Annotated in this window: 11 protein-coding genes and 1 pseudogene; 3 read left to right on the top strand and 9 right to left on the bottom strand. The window is 65.6% G+C overall.

Going from position 1 to position 17,385, the window contains the following annotated elements:
* Positions 1–65 precede the first annotated feature (65 nt).
* A complete protein-coding gene (locus tag ACVILH_RS05035; RefSeq protein WP_456711907.1) occupies positions 66–2,033 on the bottom strand; it encodes a methyl-accepting chemotaxis protein in 1,968 nt (655 codons plus the stop codon).
* 152 nt (positions 2,034–2,185) lie between these two features.
* A complete protein-coding gene (gene lepA, locus ACVILH_RS05030) occupies positions 2,186–3,997 on the bottom strand; it encodes a translation elongation factor 4 (RefSeq protein ID WP_456711906.1) in 1,812 nt (603 codons plus the stop codon).
* A 116-nt stretch (positions 3,998–4,113) separates the two neighbouring features.
* Between lepA and ACVILH_RS05025 the strand changes: the two genes are divergently transcribed.
* Entirely contained in the window at positions 4,114–5,718 is a 1,605-nt protein-coding gene (locus tag ACVILH_RS05025) for a glycosyltransferase family 39 protein (protein ID WP_456711905.1), read from the top strand.
* Between the two features lie 233 nt (positions 5,719–5,951).
* On the opposite strand, the gene ACVILH_RS05020 is transcribed toward ACVILH_RS05025, so the two are convergent.
* The 5 genes and pseudogenes from ACVILH_RS05020 to ACVILH_RS05000 all read right to left on the bottom strand — a co-directional run bounded on the left by ACVILH_RS05020 (position 5,952) and on the right by ACVILH_RS05000 (position 10,040).
* Entirely contained in the window at positions 5,952–6,281 is a 330-nt protein-coding gene (locus ACVILH_RS05020) for an HPr family phosphocarrier protein (protein ID WP_456711904.1), read from the bottom strand.
* Complete coding sequence (locus ACVILH_RS05015) at positions 6,278–6,679, bottom strand: PTS sugar transporter subunit IIA (RefSeq protein ID WP_006611446.1); 402 nt, start codon at positions 6,677–6,679, stop codon at positions 6,278–6,280. The genes ACVILH_RS05020 and ACVILH_RS05015 overlap by 4 nt, the downstream gene beginning before the upstream one ends.
* A gap of 204 nt (positions 6,680–6,883) precedes the next feature.
* Entirely contained in the window at positions 6,884–7,336 is a 453-nt protein-coding gene (locus ACVILH_RS05010; protein WP_456711903.1) for an HPr kinase/phosphorylase, read from the bottom strand.
* Positions 7,333–9,139, bottom strand: a pseudogene (locus ACVILH_RS05005) (stimulus-sensing domain-containing protein). Before ACVILH_RS05005 ends, ACVILH_RS05010 begins: the two are co-directional and overlap by 4 nt.
* Before the next feature lie 199 nt (positions 9,140–9,338).
* Positions 9,339–10,040, bottom strand: coding sequence for a response regulator transcription factor (locus tag ACVILH_RS05000; protein WP_006611449.1), 702 nt, complete (start codon positions 10,038–10,040; stop codon positions 9,339–9,341).
* A 216-nt stretch (positions 10,041–10,256) separates the two neighbouring features.
* Here ACVILH_RS05000 and ACVILH_RS04995 point away from each other — a divergent pair, with 216 nt between their 5' ends.
* Both ACVILH_RS04995 and ACVILH_RS04990 read left to right on the top strand, forming a co-directional pair.
* A complete protein-coding gene (locus ACVILH_RS04995; protein ID WP_456711902.1) occupies positions 10,257–10,985 on the top strand; it encodes a HugZ family pyridoxamine 5'-phosphate oxidase in 729 nt (242 codons plus the stop codon).
* Positions 10,986–11,929: 944 nt separating this feature from the next.
* The gene (locus tag ACVILH_RS04990; RefSeq protein ID WP_456711901.1) at positions 11,930–13,543 is read left to right on the top strand and encodes a phosphoenolpyruvate carboxykinase; all 1,614 of its coding nucleotides are present in this window, start codon (positions 11,930–11,932) and stop codon (positions 13,541–13,543) included.
* 246 nt (positions 13,544–13,789) lie between these two features.
* On the opposite strand, the gene ACVILH_RS04985 is transcribed toward ACVILH_RS04990, so the two are convergent.
* Positions 13,790–14,605: an acyl-CoA thioesterase gene (locus tag ACVILH_RS04985; RefSeq protein WP_456711900.1), complete on the bottom strand. Its 816-nt coding sequence runs from the start codon at positions 14,603–14,605 to the stop codon at positions 13,790–13,792.
* Between the two features lie 233 nt (positions 14,606–14,838).
* Positions 14,839–17,346: a glycogen/starch/alpha-glucan phosphorylase gene (locus tag ACVILH_RS04980; RefSeq protein ID WP_456711899.1), complete on the bottom strand. Its 2,508-nt coding sequence runs from the start codon at positions 17,344–17,346 to the stop codon at positions 14,839–14,841.
* Between the last annotated feature and the right edge of the window lie 39 nt (positions 17,347–17,385).

Genomic DNA, 17,385 nt, shown 5'->3' with positions numbered 1-17,385 from the left:
GGCTGGGTCCCGGCTCGGAGGCCGGGACGACATCGAATTTGTGGCCGGCAGTGTAGGTGGTCTCGCTACGCCGCCTGCCGCAGGCCGGCGAGGAACGTATCGACACTCTTGAACAGGTCGTTGGCGCGCTTGCCGAGGTCGCGGGTGGCGACCATGACGTGATCGGCGAGCTGGCGCGACTGTTCGGCGGCGTCGCTGGCGCCGACGACGTTCTGCGACACCTCGGTGGTGCCGGAGGCCGCCTGCTGGACGCTGCGCGCGATCTCGCGCGTCGCCGAGCCCTGCTGCTCGACCGCTGCGGCGATGGTGGCCGCAATGCCGCTGATCTCCTGGATCGTGGTGCTGATGCCGCCGATCGCGGTGACGCAGTCCGCCGTCGCGGCCTGGATCGAGGTGACCTGGCCGGCGATCTCCTCGGTCGCCTTGGCGGTCTGGCCGGCCAGCTCCTTGACCTCGGCGGCGACGACCGCGAAGCCGCGGCCGGCCTCGCCGGCACGCGCCGCCTCGATCGTCGCGTTCAGCGCCAGCAGGTTGGTTTGGCTCGCGATCGCGTCGATCAGGCGCAGCACGTCGCCGATCTTCTCGGCGGCGGCGGCGAGGCTGCCGACCATCTCGGTGGTCTGCTTCGCCTTGATGACGGCGCCATCGGCGACCTTGCTCGAATGCGCGACCTGGCGGCCGATCTCGGTGACGGAGGAGGCGAGCTCCTCCGACGCCGCGGCGACCGTCGACACGCCGCTCGAAGCTTCTTCGGAGGCGGCCGCAGCCGCCGCCGTGCGCTGCGAGGTGCCGTTGACGCTGATCGTGATCTCCTCGACGACGCGCTCCATGTCGGCCGTCGCCTTGGCCACCGACGACACCACGCCCTTGACGTCGGCCTCGAAACGATCGGCCATCTGCCGCTGCAGCGCCTGCTTGTCGTGCTCGGCCTGAAGCTGGCTCGCCTCCTGCGCCTCGCGCAGGCTCGCGGTCTCGATCATGTTGCGGCGGAACACGTCGACGGCCTGGGCCATGGTGCCGAGCTCGTCCTTGCGCTCGCCCCCGGGGATCGCGACATCGGTGTCGCCGCTCGACAGCCGGTGCATCACGGCGGTGATCGCGACCAGCGGACGAGAGATGCCGCGCGCGACGAACAGCGCGACCGCGACCGCGAGCAGCAGGATCACCAGCGTGCCGAGGATCAGCTGATGCTGCGCGCTGGCGGCGGCGGCTTCATAGGCGGTGGTGTCCTTGATCACCTCGAGCACGGCGATCGGGTCGCCGGCGTAGTTCTTGATCTGGCCGACATAGACCGCGGCCGGCCGGCCGGACAGCATCGCGTCGCGCTGGATCGGCGCGCCCTTGAACACCGCCTGCACCTCGTCGGTCGTGGCGACGACATCGTCGCCGAACGTCGACGACAGCCGCTTCGGCTGGCCCTCGTTGATCCAGTACACGGCGAGATCGATGCCGAAACGCTGCTTGGCGCGGTCGACGAACTCCTTGCCGAAGGCGGCGCCGACATCGACGGTCGCGATCGCCTTGCCGTCGCGCATGATCGGCGTCATGCCGAAGATGCCGAGCGACAGCCGGCTCTGCTCGACGCCGGCGATCTGCCGTCCCGTCTGGTTGGCCTGAACCACCGTCAGGCGGCGCTTCGAGGTGTCGTCGCCGAACACCTTCGGCTCGTGCACGCGATAGAAGTTGGTGGCGGGCGGCGCCCACACATTGACCAGCGGGATGCCCTGCGCCTTCAGCGAGGTCATCGCGCCGCCGAGCAGCGCGCCCAGCGCGTCGCGGTCACCCTTGAGATAGGCGTCGGCGACCGGCGGCAGCCCCGCGAGCGTCGAGCTCACCGCGAGCGCCGCACGGCCCTCATAGTCGATGCCGGCCGCCACGCTGTCGAATTGCAGCTTGAGCTGCTGCTCCAGCGCGAGGCGGGTCAGCGCGCGCTGCTGGATCACCGAGAAGGTGCCGAGCACGGCGCAGGCGATGGCGACGGTGAGGGAGAGCGCGACGATGAGGCGGGCGGAGATCGATCGAAGGCGGGACATTCGGGGCATTCCTTGCTTTGCAGCAAGGGTCCCAGAATACCATTAAGGAAGAGATACCGTAGTTGTACGGAAGTGCTGGTTTTGCAGCGAAATCCGGACTTTCTTCAAGCTATCGTGCTGAGGAGACCCGCGAGGCGAGCCGGTGCCGCGCCTCAGCTATCCACCTTGAGCGCGGCGATGAAGGCTTCCTGCGGGATGTCGACCTTGCCGAACTGCCGCATTTTCTTCTTGCCTTCCTTCTGCTTCTCCAGAAGCTTCCGTTTGCGTGTGATGTCGCCGCCGTAGCATTTGGCGGTGACGTCCTTGCGCAGCGCGCGCACGGTCTCGCGCGCGATCACCTTGCCGCCGATCGCCGCCTGGATCGGGATCTGGAACATGTGCGGCGGGATCAGGTCCTTCATCTTCTCGACCATCGCGCGGCCGCGGCCTTCCGCGCGGGTCCGGTGCACCAGCATCGACAGCGCGTCGACCGGCTCGTTGTTGACGAGGATCTGCATCTTCACGAGATCGGCCGGCTTGTAGTCGGTCAGGTGATAGTCGAACGAGGCGTAGCCCTTGGAGACCGACTTCAGCCGGTCGTAGAAGTCGAACACGACCTCGTTGAGCGGCAGGTCGTATTTGACCATCGCGCGGGCGCCCACATAGGTGAGCTCCTTCTGATTGCCGCGGCGGTCCTGGCAGAGCTTCAGCACGCTGCCGAGATATTCGTCGGGCGTCAGGATGGTGGCCTCGATCCACGGCTCCTGGATCTCGGCGATCTTGACCACGTCGGGCATGTCGACGGGGTTGTGGATCTCGATCTCCTCGCCGTCGGTGAGCTTCATCTTGTAGATGACGGAAGGCGCCGTCGCGATCAGGTTGAGATCGAACTCGCGCGACAGCCGCTCCTGGATGATCTCCAGGTGCAACAGGCCGAGGAAGCCGCAGCGGAAGCCGAAGCCGAGCGCGGCTGACGTCTCCATCTCGAACGAGAAGCTGGCGTCGTTCAAGCGCAGCTTGCCCATCGCCGCGCGCAACGTTTCGAAATCGTCGGCGTCGACCGGGAACAGGCCGCAGAACACCACCGGAATCGCCGGCTTGAAGCCCGGCAGCATCTCCGACACCGGCTTGCGGTCGTCGGTGATGGTGTCGCCGACGCGGGTGTCGGCGACTTCCTTGATCGCGGCCGTGATGAAGCCGACCTCGCCGGGGCCGAGCTCGTCGACCTGCTGCATCTTCGGGGTGAAGAAGCCGACGCGCTCGACGTCATAGGCCGCGCCGGTGCCCATCATGCGGATGCGGCTGTTCTTCTTCATGACGCCGTCGACGATGCGCACGAGCACGACGACGCCGAGATAGACGTCGTACCAGCTGTCGACCAAGAGCGCCTTCAGGGTCGCGTCGCGGTCGCCCTTCGGCGGCGGCAGGCGGGTGACGATGGCTTCCAGCACGTCGGGAATGCCGAGCCCGGTCTTGGCCGAGATCATCACCGCGTCGGAGGCGTCGATGCCGATGACGTCCTCGATCTGCTGCTTGATCTTGTCGGGCTCGGCCGCCGGCAAATCGATCTTGTTCAGGACCGGGACGATCTCGTGGTTGTTGTCGAGCGCCTGGTAGACATTGGCGAGCGTCTGCGCCTCGACGCCCTGGCTGGCGTCGACCACCAGCAGCGAGCCCTCGCAGGCCGCCAGCGACCGCGAGACCTCGTAGGCGAAGTCGACGTGGCCGGGCGTGTCCATCAGGTTGAAGATGTAATCCTTGCCGTCCTTGGCGCGGTACTGCAGGCGCACGGTCTGCGCCTTGATGGTGATGCCGCGCTCGCGCTCGATATCCATCGAATCGAGCACCTGCTCCTTGCCCGCCATCTCGCGGTCCGACAACCCGCCGGTCATCTGGATCAGGCGGTCGGCAAGCGTGGACTTTCCATGGTCGATATGGGCGACGATGGAGAAGTTGCGGATGTTGGGAATGGGGACGGTCGTCATGGGCCGCGCAAATAGCATCCCGAGCCCCCAACCAGCAACCATATTGCTGAATTTCCAGGGCCTTTCTTCACGCCAAGCTGATTCCCTGTGCGCCGAAAACAGGCTACCGAGGGCGGATGTCGAGTACCTCTCTGCCGCATCAGGCGGTCCGCCCGCGCCATCGCTTGGGACCGCAGCGTTTGGCCGCATGGCTGGTGGCGCGCGCCACTGCGCCCGCGACCTCGTTTGGGGTCGTGATCGCCTTCGTTCTCGTCCATGTGGTGCTGTGGACCGCGATCCTGACCAATCTGAAGGCGGCCCAGGACGTCCATATGGACGTTGCCGAAGCCTATGCCTGGGGCAGCCGCTTCTTGCTGGGCTATGGCAAGCATCCGCCGCTGTCGGGCTGGATCGCCGGGCTGTGGTTCTCGGTGTTTCCGGTCAAGGACTGGGCGACCTATGCGCTTGCGATGACGATGGCGGGCTGCGGGCTGGTCATCGTCTGGTTCGCGAGCCTGAAGGTGGTCGACCGCCGCCGGGCGTTCTTCGTCGTCGTGATGGTCGCGCTGTACCCGATCTTCAATTTCAAGGGCTTCAAGTACAACGCCGATCTGGTCCAGCTCTTGACCCTGCCGCTGGTGGTCCTGGCGTATCTGAACGCCTTCGAGAAGCGCAGCGTCGTCTCCGGCATCTGGCTCGGCCTCGCCGGCGCGGCGGCGCTGATGACTAAATACTGGGTGCTGACCATGATCGGCGCCATCGGCCTCGCCGCGCTGCTGCATCCGGAGCGCATGCGCTTCCTGGCCTCGCCGGCGCCGTGGGTCGCGATCGCCACCATGGTCCTGGCGATGGTTCCGCATTTGGTGTGGCTGTGGCAGGTCGACTTCGTCCCGCTCACCTATGCCGGCGACGTCTATTCGCTGTCGGATCGCGGCCGCGCCGCCGGGCTCGTGCTCGGCTATGTCGGGCATAATCTCGCGCTGCTCGCTCTGCCGGTGGCGCTGGCCGCGCTCGTGCTCGCCTGGCCGCCACGGTTCGCTTTCCACAACTGGCGGCGCGGTCCCAATCCCGGCGTCAATCGCAGCCAGGCGCTCAATGTCTGGTGGGTGCAGGCGATCGTCGCGATCGGGCCGCCCCTCGGCGGCCTCGCCTTCACGATCTACATGAAGACCGATTGGGGCATCTCGCTGTTCTTCCTGGTGCCGCTGGCGCTGGTTGCGATCCCGGCGCTGCGGCTCAGGCTCACCATGCTGCCGCGGCTCGCCGCGGTCTGGCTGGTGCTGTCGCTGCTGACGCTGGCTGCCTCGCCCTGGATCGCCCGGCGCGAGATGGCCGCCAACCCGAACGGCGTCACCGGCTATGGCGCGAGGTCGCAGCTCGCGCAACAACTGACCCAGGCCTGGCACGCCCGGTTCGGCTCGCCCTGGAAACATGCCGCCGGCTATTCCGAGATGGACACGCCGATGACGTTCTACAGCCCCGACCATCCGCGGCCGTTCACGGTGCCCTATACGGCGGAGGAGACCTGGGGCTCCGGCCTGAGCACGCTGGAGGACCTCAAGCGCGACGGCTTCATCGGCGTCTGCGACACCACCGACAACCGCATCGCCTCCTGCGAGGCCTGGATGACCAAGGAAGCGCCCCACGCCGAGCCCCTGGTCATGACCACCCAGCGCTTCTTCCACGGCCTGGCAGGCCCTGCAATCGTTTGGAAGGTGTATATTCAGGGGCCGGCGAGGTAGCTGCGGTCGCGCGATCGACTCTGAGTTTTCGGCGAAGATGCCGCGGAAGCGGCGGTGCGCTCCCTCGCCCCGTTCTTACGGGGAGAGGGCTGGGGTGAGGGGCAGCCGCACGGGAAGTGCTCGTAGCGAGACCTGTACTCCCTTAACCCGGATTGCATCCGACAACGCAATCCGACCTCTCAGCGCGAGCGAAGCTCGTCGCGACCCCGCAAGCGGGGCGAGGTTGGAGACCCTCACACGCCTTCTTCGTGGAACTTGTCGTTCACCAGATCGGTGATGGCCTGCAACGCGGCCTCGGCTTCGGGCCCTTTCGCAGACACCAGGATCTTCGTCCCCGGCGCCGCCGCCAGCATCATCAGGCCCATGATCGAGCGGCCGCCAACGGTTTCGCCGCCGCGCGTCACCCAGACCTCGGCCTGGAACTTCTCGACCATCTGCACGAACTTGGCCGACGCCCGCGCGTGCAGGCCGCGCTTGTTGGTGATCAGCAGCTCCCGCGAGATCGCATCAGCAGGCACGGCCGGCCCGGCGATATTGTCCTGCGGCGCGTCCTCGTCGCTCATTTGCCGGCAAGCACCCGGCTGGCGATGGTCACGTACTTCCGTCCCGCCTCCTGCGCCATCGCGATGGCGTCGGGCAGCGAGCGCTCCTCGCGCACCTTGGCGAGCTTGACCAGCATGGGCAGGTTGATGCCCGCGAGCACCTCGACCTTGGGCCGGCTCATGCAGGAGATCGCAAGGTTCGACGGCGTGCCGCCGAACATGTCGGTGAGGATGGCGACGCCGTCGCCGGTGTCCACACGGTTCACGGCTTCGATGATGTCGCTGCGACAGAGATCGGAATCATCGTCGGCGCCAATCGTGACCGCTTCAATTTGCTTTTGAGGACCCATGACGTGTTCGAGCGCCGCTCGGAACTCGTCGGCGAGGCGCCCATGGGTCACCAGTACCAGGCCAATCATCGGATACTCCTCGCGGGCGCCTTGGGTGCACCGCACGAACGCGCCACTTTGACCATCCGGAGCCCCCGCGCAAGAGGGCATATTCGCGATTCTCCCGGATTCAGAGGTAGGGGCGGGGGAGCTGGCGACGGTCTATCGGGTCGCGATAGTGGGGGTGATATGGTTACCAATTCGCTTCACACAATTGGCCGAAAGATTACCGGGTCATGAACTCTCGGTCGTGGTTAGCGCAGCCACAACCAGCGGCAGGGGCTCGTACCCCCGCCCTACCGGGATCCGCGGCAATTCGATACCATTTTCGCGCCAGCGGAGCGCCTCGCGGGGTGGCAGCCGCTCGGCATCCTCGGCCATCAAATCGACAATGAGACCAATCGGCGCGCCGGACACGTGGTCGCAGGCGCGGATGCCGAGGCCGCGAATCTCGATCAGGCCGGCCAGGGACGGGGCAGGGCTGACCCATATTTCTCCGCCGCGTGTGGCGAGATGAACACGGTCGTCGCCGACCAGAACGGCCGGCGGGATCTGTCCGGCGCGTCCGGCGAGAATCAGATCGAAGGCGAGGCGCGATTTGCCGGCGCCGGAGGGGCCGCGGATCAGCACGGCGCGATCCCCGACCTTGACGGCGGAGGCATGGATGCTGGCCGTGTCGGCGGTCACGACGCCGGCAGCCGGACGATGAAGCGTGCGCCCGCCACGGTCGGATTGCCGTCGGCGTCGACCGGGCCAGGCCGGTTCTCGGCCCAGATCCGCCCGCCATGGGCGTCGATGATCTGTTTGGAGATAGACAGGCCGAGGCCCGAGTTCTGGCCGAAGCCCTGGTGCGGCCGGTCGGTGTAGAAGCGCTCGAAGATGCGCTGCAGGGCGTCCTCGCGGATGCCCGGACCGTCATCATCGACGGTGATCTCGATCTCCGAGCGCACGCGGCGGCAGGTGATGCGCACCTTGCCGCCGGCCGCCGAGAACGACTGCGCATTCGACAAGAGATTCGAGATCACCTGGCCCAGCCGTGAATCATGGCCGGGCACCGAGAAGGTGTCGTTCACGCCGCGGCCCTCGAAGCGGACCTCGACGGCGACGTCGGTGCCGTTTTTCTTGGTCTCGTTGGCGACCGAGGTCAGCGTGTTCAAAAGCCGGCGCAGGTCGACCAGCGTCATGTCCTGGCGCTGCAGCTCCGCATCGAGCCGGCTGGCGTCGGAGATGTCGGAGATCAGCCGGTCCAGCCGCTTGACGTCGTGCTCGATCACCGCGAGCAGGCGGGCGCGGCTGTTGTCGTTGCGCGCCAGCGGCAAGGTCTCGACGGCGGAGCGCAGCGAGGTCAGCGGGTTCTTCAGCTCGTGCGCAACGTCCGCGGCGAACATCTCGATCGCCTCGATGCGGGCGTAGAGCGCATCGGTCATGTCGCGCAGCGCGCCGGAGAGATGGCCGATCTCGTCGCGGCGGCGGGTGAAGTCGGGGATCTCGACGCGGGTCTTGATGCGGCGGCGGACGCGCTCGGCGCTATCGGCAAGCCGTCGCACCGGACCTGCAATGGTGCTGGCGAGCAGCAGCGACAGCACGATCATGACGGCGGAGGCGACCCCGCCGACCTTCAGAATCGCGAGACGCTCGGCGGTGACCATCTGGTCGATGTCGTCGCCTTGCGTCGACAGCATCAAGGCGCCGTGAATCGTGCGCGAGCGCTGCACCGACACGGCGACGGAGACGATGACCTCGCCGCGCGAGTTGACGCGGACCATGCTGCGCTTCTGGCCCTTCAGCGCGTCCCGTCACTTCCTCGTAGCCGTTGCCGTTCTCCGGGCCGTATTCGCGATACAGCGGCAGGTCGCCGCGATTGAGCCAAGTGCGCACCGAGATCAGCGCGCGCTCGACGAAGCCCGGCTTCTCGCTCGACGGCGGCGGCAGGTCGAAGCGCAGCACGTTTTCCAGATTGCGGCTGTCGAGCAGCAGCCCGCCGTTCGGATCATAGATCCGCGCGCGCGTCTTGGTCGGCGAGATCAGCGTCCGCAGGACGGGGGCGACTCGCTCGGGATTGATCGGGAAGTCGAGCGGCGAATATTCGTCCGGCGCGCCATAGCTCTCGCCGGGCTTGAGATCGAGCAGCCGCTCGGGGTCGATGGTGATGGTGTTGGTCTGCACCGTCGCGGAGGCGGCGATGGCGCCGGCGATGATCTCCGCCTGCACCAGGAGGCTCTGCGCGCGCGCGTCGATCAGGCCGGCCCGGAACTGCGAGAGATAGAGGATGCTCGCAACCAGAGCGAGCAGGCCGGCGATGTTCAGCGAGACGATGCGGCGGGTCAGGCTCGAGAACGACAGCGCGAACAGGAACTGGCCGGCGCGGCGCAGCCAGCTCACCGGGCGCTGCCAGCCGGACACTTGCGGCGTCTCGTCCGCCACGTCGGAGGCGATCGACGCCGCCTCCTGGGCATTCAAGGCTGAGTCAGGCTGCGTGCGATCGAGCAATGGACGTGCTCCGATTCCGTTGTTCGAAAGGGATGTGCGGCGGGCTCTCGCGAGAGCTCATGTCGCCGCACCGAATATCGCCGCAACAGCGGCCCCGTTCCGGCATCCGCGCCCCAACGGGCGCTCGGGAGCTTAGTCTATCGAATCAAGGGCGCGACGTCAGCGCGCAATTTCGCATGACGTCGCTTTTGGCGATGCTTCAGGTTTCCTTGAAGCGATAGCCGACGCCGTAGAGGGTCTCGATCATCTCGAACTCCTCGTCGACCATCTTGAACTTCTTGCGCAGCCGCTTGATGTGGCTGTCGATGGTGCGGTCGTCGACATAGACCTGGTCGTCATAGGCCGCGTCCATCAGCGCGTTGCGGCTCTTGACCACGCCCGGACGCTGCGCCAGCGCCTGCAGGATCAGGAACTCGGTGACCGTCAGCGTGACCGGCTCGTTCTTCCAGGTGCAGGTGTGCCGCTCGGGATCCATGCGCAGCAGGCCGCGGTCCAGCGCCTTGGCGTCGTTCTCCTTCGGCAGCGCCGTCGGATCCTTCGGCTGCGAGCGGCGCAGCACCGCCTTGACGCGCTCGACCAGCAACCTCTGCGAGAACGGTTTGCGGATGAAATCGTCCGCGCCCATCTTCAGGCCGAACAGCTCGTCGATCTCCTCGTCCTTGGAGGTGAGGAAGATCACCGGCAGGTCGGACTTCTGACGCAGGCGCCGCAACGTCTCCATGCCGTCCATGCGCGGCATCTTGATGTCGAGGATGGCGAGGTCAGGCTGGCTCGTGCGGAAGCCGTCCAGGGCCGATGCGCCATCGGTGTAGGTCATGATCCGGTAACCCTCGGCCTCTAGCGCGATGGACACGGATGTCAGAATGTTACGGTCGTCATCGACCAAGGCGATTGTGGGCATGAGCCTGCTTTCAGAGTCTGGTTACGCCGAGACTTCGAGAATCAAGTAAGGGCCGCGTATTTGGGCTTCGAACATGGTCAACGAGCAATGCAAGCTGGGCTGAAGTGTGACCGAGTTCCACAAATACCATGGCAAAGTCTTGTGCCGCGCCCAAGTTTGTGGCCCGTTTAGCCGAAAAAAGGCCTTCATTGCAACCGGATGGACGAGGGAAAGACGATGTCTGCGAGCTTTAACCCTAATCGCGTGACCCGCTCCCTGCTGCGCCGAAGCCGGCAGGGCGCGCTCGCGACCCTGATGACGGGTTCGGGCGATCCGTATTGTTCCCTCGTCAATGTCGCGACCGCCGCCGACGGTGCGCCGATCATCCTGATTTCGCGATTAGCAGTGCATACCAAGAACGTTCTCGCCGATGCGCGCGTGTCGCTGATGCTCGATGAACGCGCGCCCGGCGATCCGCTCGAAGGTGCTCGGATCATGCTGTCGGGCAAGGCCGAACAAGCAACTGATGAGAACAGGGAGAGCTTGCGCCGCCGGTATCTCAATGCGCATCCCTCAGCGAGCGACTACGCCGATTTTGCCGACTTCGCGTTCTTCGTCATTCGTCCCGCGGGCACCCATCTCGTCGCCGGATTCGGCCGCATCGTCGATCTCACGCCCGAGCAGTTTCTCACCGATGTGTACGATGCCGCTGAGCTGCTGGCGGCTGAGCAGGGCGCCGTCGATCACATGAACGAGGATCACCGCGATGCGCTCGGGCTGTACGCGACGAGGCTGCTCGGCGCCGATGCCGCGGAGTGGCGTTGCAGCGGCTGCGATCCCGACGGATTGGATCTGATGGCCGGCGGCAGGACGCTGCGACTCGATTTCCCCGAGCGCGTCACCACGCCGGGAGGATTGCGCAAGATGCTGGTGCGGTTGGCGGATGAGGCGAGGGCGAAAGGCTAGTACTTAGTCGAAGGACTAATAGTTAGCTCGACTGTATATCGATCTGATTGCACCAGCCGCCTCTCGGGCGCTGCGCTCCCTCTCCCCGTTCTTACGGGGAGAGGGTCGGGGTGAGGGGGCAGCCGCACGGGTGGTGCCGCTTCTCTGTCACGAACTCATTGTGCCAGCTTCGTGCGATGATTGAAGCCAGCTCGAATGATTGCTATTCGATACGGAGCCGTTGTGCCCTTCCGACGGACCCCGCCCTGAGCTCCGCGCCTGCCATGCCCCTCACCCGGATTGCTGCGCAATCCGACCTCTCCCCGCAAAGCGCGGGGAGAGGTTTGCAGCGTCCGCACCGAGCCTGCGGTGGCATCAACGAGCGGGCGAGATCAAATGAGATGAGACCCACTACGAGCCGCGAAGGCGGTGCGCTCCCTCTCCCCGTTCTTCACGGGGAGAGGGCTGGGGTGAGGGGCCGCCGCACGGGCGGTGCAGCTTCTGTGCGAAGACCAAGTCAGCTCCAAGCTCCGGCGCGCTCGAGATCGTCCATCATCGCGTTCCCAGGGTTGAAACAGCGTCCGACCATGAGTCGCAACGAAGGGCTGCGGCACGCCTGGCTGGCGTTGCGCGGGGGGTCATCTTCACCTTCCAGCGCGTATCCTTCGGTTTTGGCGTCATTCGTTCTGCGGATGAAACTAAAGCACGTTATCTATCTGTTGCGCCGCAGCATGCATTCCACTCCATGAGCAATTGCTGCTGCCCTGTGCATTTGCGCAGCGAAGATGAGCTACGTGCATCAGCTGTTTGCAATAACGAATTCGGTCGGATCGTCTTGGCAAGACCAGCGTTGGTCAGTATTAGGTCGGCGACCGCGCTTGGACAGGGCGATGTAAACGGTAACGGTCGCCGCACGACGCGCCACGACACGCGCGCAACCGGTGCGGCTCTCAGGAGGGTTCTTCGTGCAAGAGACGGGTATTCGCAACGGCGCCTTCGGTGCCGACAAGTTCGGCTTAAAGAACCTCAGGCAGGTGCATTGGAATCTCGGCGCTCCCCAGCTCTATCAGTACTCGCTGGCGGCAGGCGAGGCGGTGCTGTCGGCCGACGGGGCTCTCTGCGCGGACACTGGCGAATTCACCGGCCGCAGCCCGAAGGACAAGTTCACCGTTCGCGACGCCTCCACCGAGAAGATGTGGTGGGCGGGCAATCAGTCGATCACGGCCGAGCAATTCGAGACGCTGTACCAGGACTTCCTCAAGCACGCCGAGGGCAAGAGCCTGTTCGCGCAGGACCTCTATGGCGGCGCTGATCCGACCTTCCGCATCAAGACGCGTGTGTTCACCGAGCTCGCCTGGCACTCGCTGTTCATCCGCACGCTGCTGATCCGCCCGGAGACAATCGAGCTCGACACCTTCGTGCCGGAGCTCACGATCATCGACATGCCAAGCTTCCGCGCCGATCCGAAGCGGCACGGCGTGCGCTCGCAGAACGTCGTGGCCATCGATTTCGCCCGCAAGATCGTCCTGATCGGCGGGTCTTATTATGCCGGCGAGATGAAGAAGAGCGTGTTCACGACGCTCAACTACTATCTGCCCGAGCGCGGCGTGATGCCGATGCACTGCTCGGCCAATGTCGGCCCGAACGGCGACACCGCGATCTTCTTCGGCCTGTCGGGCACCGGCAAGACCACGCTGTCGGCCGATCCGAACCGTACCTTGATCGGCGATGACGAGCATGGCTGGGGTCCGTCCGGCGTGTTCAATTTCGAGGGCGGCTGCTACGCCAAGTGCATCAAGCTGTCGCAAGAGGCCGAGCCGCAGATCTTCGCGGCATCGACCCGTTTCGGCGCCGTGCTGGAGAACGTCGTGCTCGATGAGGACAGCCGCGTCCCCGATTTCGACGACGGCTCCAAGACCGAGAACACCCGCTCGGCCTATCCGCTCGACTACATCCCGAACGCCTCGCGCACCGGCCGCGCGCCGCATCCGAAGAACGTCGTGATGCTCGCCGCCGACGCCTTCGGCGTGCTGCCGCCGATCGCAAAGCTGTCGCCGGCGCAGGCGATGTATCACTTCCTGTCCGGCTACACCGCCAAGGTGGCCGGCACCGAGCGCGGCTTGGGCTCCGAGCCTCAGCCGGAATTCTCGACCTGCTTCGGCTCGCCGTTCCTGCCGCTCGATCCCTCCGTCTACGGCAACATGCTGCGCCAGCTGATCGCCGACCACAATGTCGATTGCTGGCTGGTCAATACCGGCTGGACCGGCGGCAAGTACGGCACGGGCTCGCGCATGCCGATCAAGGTGACGCGCGCGCTGCTGACGGCGGCGCTCGACGGCTCGCTTCGCAATGTCGAATTCCGCACCGACAAATATTTCGGCTTCGCGGTCCCGACCGCATTGCCGGGCGTGCCGAGCGAGATCCTCGATCCGGTCAACACCTGGACCGACAAGGCCGAGTTCGACAAGACCGCCCGCGCTTTGGTCGGCATGTTCCAGAAGAACTTCGCCAAGTTCGAAGCCCAGGTCGACGCCGACGTCCGCGCTGCCGCGCCGGACGTGAAGCTGGCGGCGGAGTAGGGCTCTGCAAGCTCGAGAGGTCAGCCGCTCTGCGGCTGACCCTTTGTCTCTGCGCCAAGCGCGGATCAGCCGAGGTCGCGCCAAACCCACCGCTGTCGTCCCGGCCTTGAGCCGGGACCCATAGCCACAGGACGGCGTCGTTGAAACGGGAAGGCAGCTCCAGCGCTCGCAAAACTTCGGACGGTGGCTATGGGTCCCGGCGCGGAGGCCGGGACGACACCGAGATTGTTGAAGCGCCTTGGGCTCTCACGCCTTGAAATACGCGATCTGCGTCGTCGTCGCGAGCAGGCGCCCCGATGGTGACCACAGCTCGCCATGCTGGTCCTGATAGCTGCGGTTGAACACCTTGGCATCCGCGGTGGCGAGCACATGCGTGATGTCCTCCGCGGCTAATTCCTCGCGGCTGACGTGGAAGTAGGTCGTCAGCGACACCGTGCCGAACGGGATCAGCTCGCCACGGACGTGGAAGGCGCGGCCGAAAAACGCATCCGACATCGACAGCAGCGACAGGCAATCCAGCTTGCGGGGCTTGCGGTCAGAGATCCACAGCCGCGAATAGGCGCTGCGCAGCTCGCCCGCAGCGCTGCCGAAATCCGGACGCCCCTCGACGAAGCGGAAGTCGTATTGCTTGGTCCAGGACATTCCGGCGTCGGGATAGCGCTTCACGTGATCGAACGGCGGCGCGTCCGGCTTGATGGCCGGCTGATGCGACCAGGACGGCCGCCGCTCGGCGAACACGGCGGTCGCCAGCGTCGCCGCATCGGCGTCGCCCTGGCTCAGCTCGACGCACCAGTGCTGCGAGGAGCGGTTGGCTTTCACCAGCCGCACGTCGAGATCGAACGGACCCTCCGCGATTGGCGCGCAATAGTTCACGGTGACGGCCAGCGGATCGCCGGCGATCTGCGGATGCTGGATCAGCGCGCGCAGCACGGTGGCTGCCGTGACGCCGCCGAACGGCCCGACGAAGGCCCAGTAGTCCGGGCTGGTGCGGCCCTGCCAGCGGCTGTCGCCCGCGGTGACGCGGGTGGCCTCGTCGAACAGATGGACTGGCGTCTCGGTCATGCGTTCCTCCTGACGATCATCGTATGATGGCCGTCAGGTGAAAAGCAATCGAAGGCGCCGGCAATGACGTCACGGATTCTTGCTCAGGGACATCGCGACGAGCGACTGTACGGGTTAGTTGCTCCGTCATGCCCGGGCTCGTCCCGGGCATCCACGCGGTTCCCAGAATGCCGAGCGACGTGGATGGCCGGGACAAGCCCGGCCATGACGATGCAACTACGTTCTCCGCGCCATCACGCCCGCTGCGCATGCGGCAGCGTAGCCACCGGGCCGACCGGCACGTTCCAGATGTCGTCGGCATATTCGCGGATGGTGCGGTCGGAGGAGAACCACGCCATGCGCGCGACGTTGAGGATCGAGGCGCGGGTCCAGGCGGGCTCCGACTGCCAGCGCGCATCGACGCCGCGCTGCGCCGCGTAGTACGAGTCGAAATCGGCCGAGACCATGTAGTGGTCGAGATGGCGCAGCGCGTGCGCGATCGGCTCGAACCGGCCCGGCTCGCCGGGCGAGAACAGGCCGGAGGCGATCGCCTCGATGGCGCGCGCCAGCCGCGGCGAGCGGCGGATCACGTCGGTGGCATCCAGGCCCTGCTGGCGGCGCAGCATGACGTCGGGCGCCTCCATGCCGAAGATCGCGATGTTCTCGGCGCCGACATTGTCGCGGATCTCGATATTGGCGCCATCCAAGGTGCCGATGGTGATCGCGCCGTTCAGCGCCAGCTTCATGTTGCCGGTGCCGGACGCTTCCATGCCCGCCGTCGAAATCTGCTCGGACAGATCGGCGGCGGGAATGATCATCTCTGCAAGGCTGACATTGTAGTCGGCCATGAACACGACCTTGAGCTTGCCTGCGATCGCCGGGTCGTTATTGACCACCTCCGCAACGTCGTTGATCAGCTTGATGATCAGCTTGGCGTAGCGGTAGCTCGCCGCCGCCTTGCCGGCGAAGATCTTCACCCGCGGCACCCAGTTGCCTTGCGGATCGTCCTTGATGTCCAGATACAGCGCCACAGCCTCGAGGATGTTGAGCAGCTGCCGCTTGTATTCATGGATGCGCTTGATCTGCACGTCGAACAGCGCGCTCGGATCGAGCCGCACATTCATGCGCTCGCCGATCAGCCGCGCGAGCTGGATCTTGTTGTGGTGCTTCACGGCGCGGAACTTCTGGTGAAAGCCGCTATCGGCGACGTAGCTCTCCAGGCTCGAGAGCAAGGTCGGATCGTCGACGATGGCGTCGCCGCATGCCTCGCGCAGCAGGCTGGTCAGCTTCGGATTGGCGAGCGTCAGCCAGCGCCGGAAGGTGATGCCGTTGGTCTTGTTGGTGATGCGGCCGGGATAGAGATGGTTGAGATCGTGGAACACGGTCTCCTTCATCAGGTCCGAATGCATCGCCGAGACGCCGTTGATGCGGTGCGAGCCGACGAAGGCGAGCTGGCCCATGCGCACGCGGCGGCCGCTCTTCTCGTCGATCAGCGACACCGCAGCGCGATAGTCGATATCACCAGGCGCGCGCTGCTCGGCGAGTGCCAGATGCTGCGCATTGATGCGGTAGATGATCTCGAGATGCCGCGGCAGCAGCCGCTCGAACAGCTCGACCGGCCAGGTCTCCAGCGCCTCCGGCAGCAGCGTGTGATTGGTGTAGGACAAGGTCGCGACGGTGATTTTCCAGGCCTCGTCCCAGCGGAAATTGTGCAGGTCGACCAGGATACGCATCAGCTCGGCCACCGCGAGCGAGGGATGCGTGTCGTTGAGCTGCACCGCGGCCTTCTGCGCCAGGCTGCGCAACTGGCCGTCGGAGCCGAGATGCCGCTTGACGAGATCCTGCAGCGAGGCCGAGACGAAGAAATATTCCTGGCGCAAGCGCAGCTCGCGCCCGGCCGGGCTCTCGTCATTGGGATAGAGGAACTTGCAGATCGCCTCCGCGCGCGCCTCTTCGGCCGATGCGCCGAGATAGTCGCCGGAGTTGAACACGTCGAGCTTGAGCGGATCGGGCGAGCGCGCCGACCACAGCCGCAGCGCATTCACATGCTGGCCGCGCCAGCCGACGATCGGCGTGTCATAGGCGACTGCCTGCACGGTCTCGCCAGGATGCCAGATCGCGCGGTCGCGGCCCTTGTCGTCGACATGCTCGACTCCGCCGCCGAAATGGACGTGATAGACCACTTCGGGGCGCTGGAATTCCCAGGGATTGCCGAACGACAGCCAGACGTCGGGATATTCGTGCTGCCAGCCGTCGACGATGACCTGGCGGAACAGGCCGAAATCATAGCGGATGCCGTAGCCGATCGCCGGGATCTGCAAGGTCGACATGCTCTCCATGAAGCACGCCGCCAGCCGCCCCAGGCCGCCATTGCCGAGCGCGGCATCCGGCTCGCATTTGCGTAAGTCCGTCAAGCCGACGCCGAGATCGCCGAGCGCGGTCTCGAACACCTTCATCAGGCCCATATTGTTGAGCGCGTCGGTGAACAGACGGCCGATCAGGAATTCGAGGCTGAGATAATAGACCCGCTTGCGCCCGGCGTCGTAGCTCTCCTTGTCGGCGGTCAGCCAGCGGTGCACGATGCGGTCGCGCAAGGTCAGCGCCGCGGCGTGATACCAGTCCTGCTGCGTCGCCTGGCTCGCCTCCTTGCCGATCGCGAGCCGAAGCTTCGCCAGAATGTCGCTCTTGATCTCGGCGACGGCCAGTTCGTCGACGGGCTGGCCGGTGCTTACGAAGCTGCGCTGGGACGGCTGATCTGTCACCTTGAAACCTGTGATGCTACGAGGAACCGGTAAAAGCAT

The organism is Bradyrhizobium sp. USDA 4353 (assembly GCF_054063215.1).
This window is presented reverse-complemented; position numbering and strand designations above follow the sequence as displayed.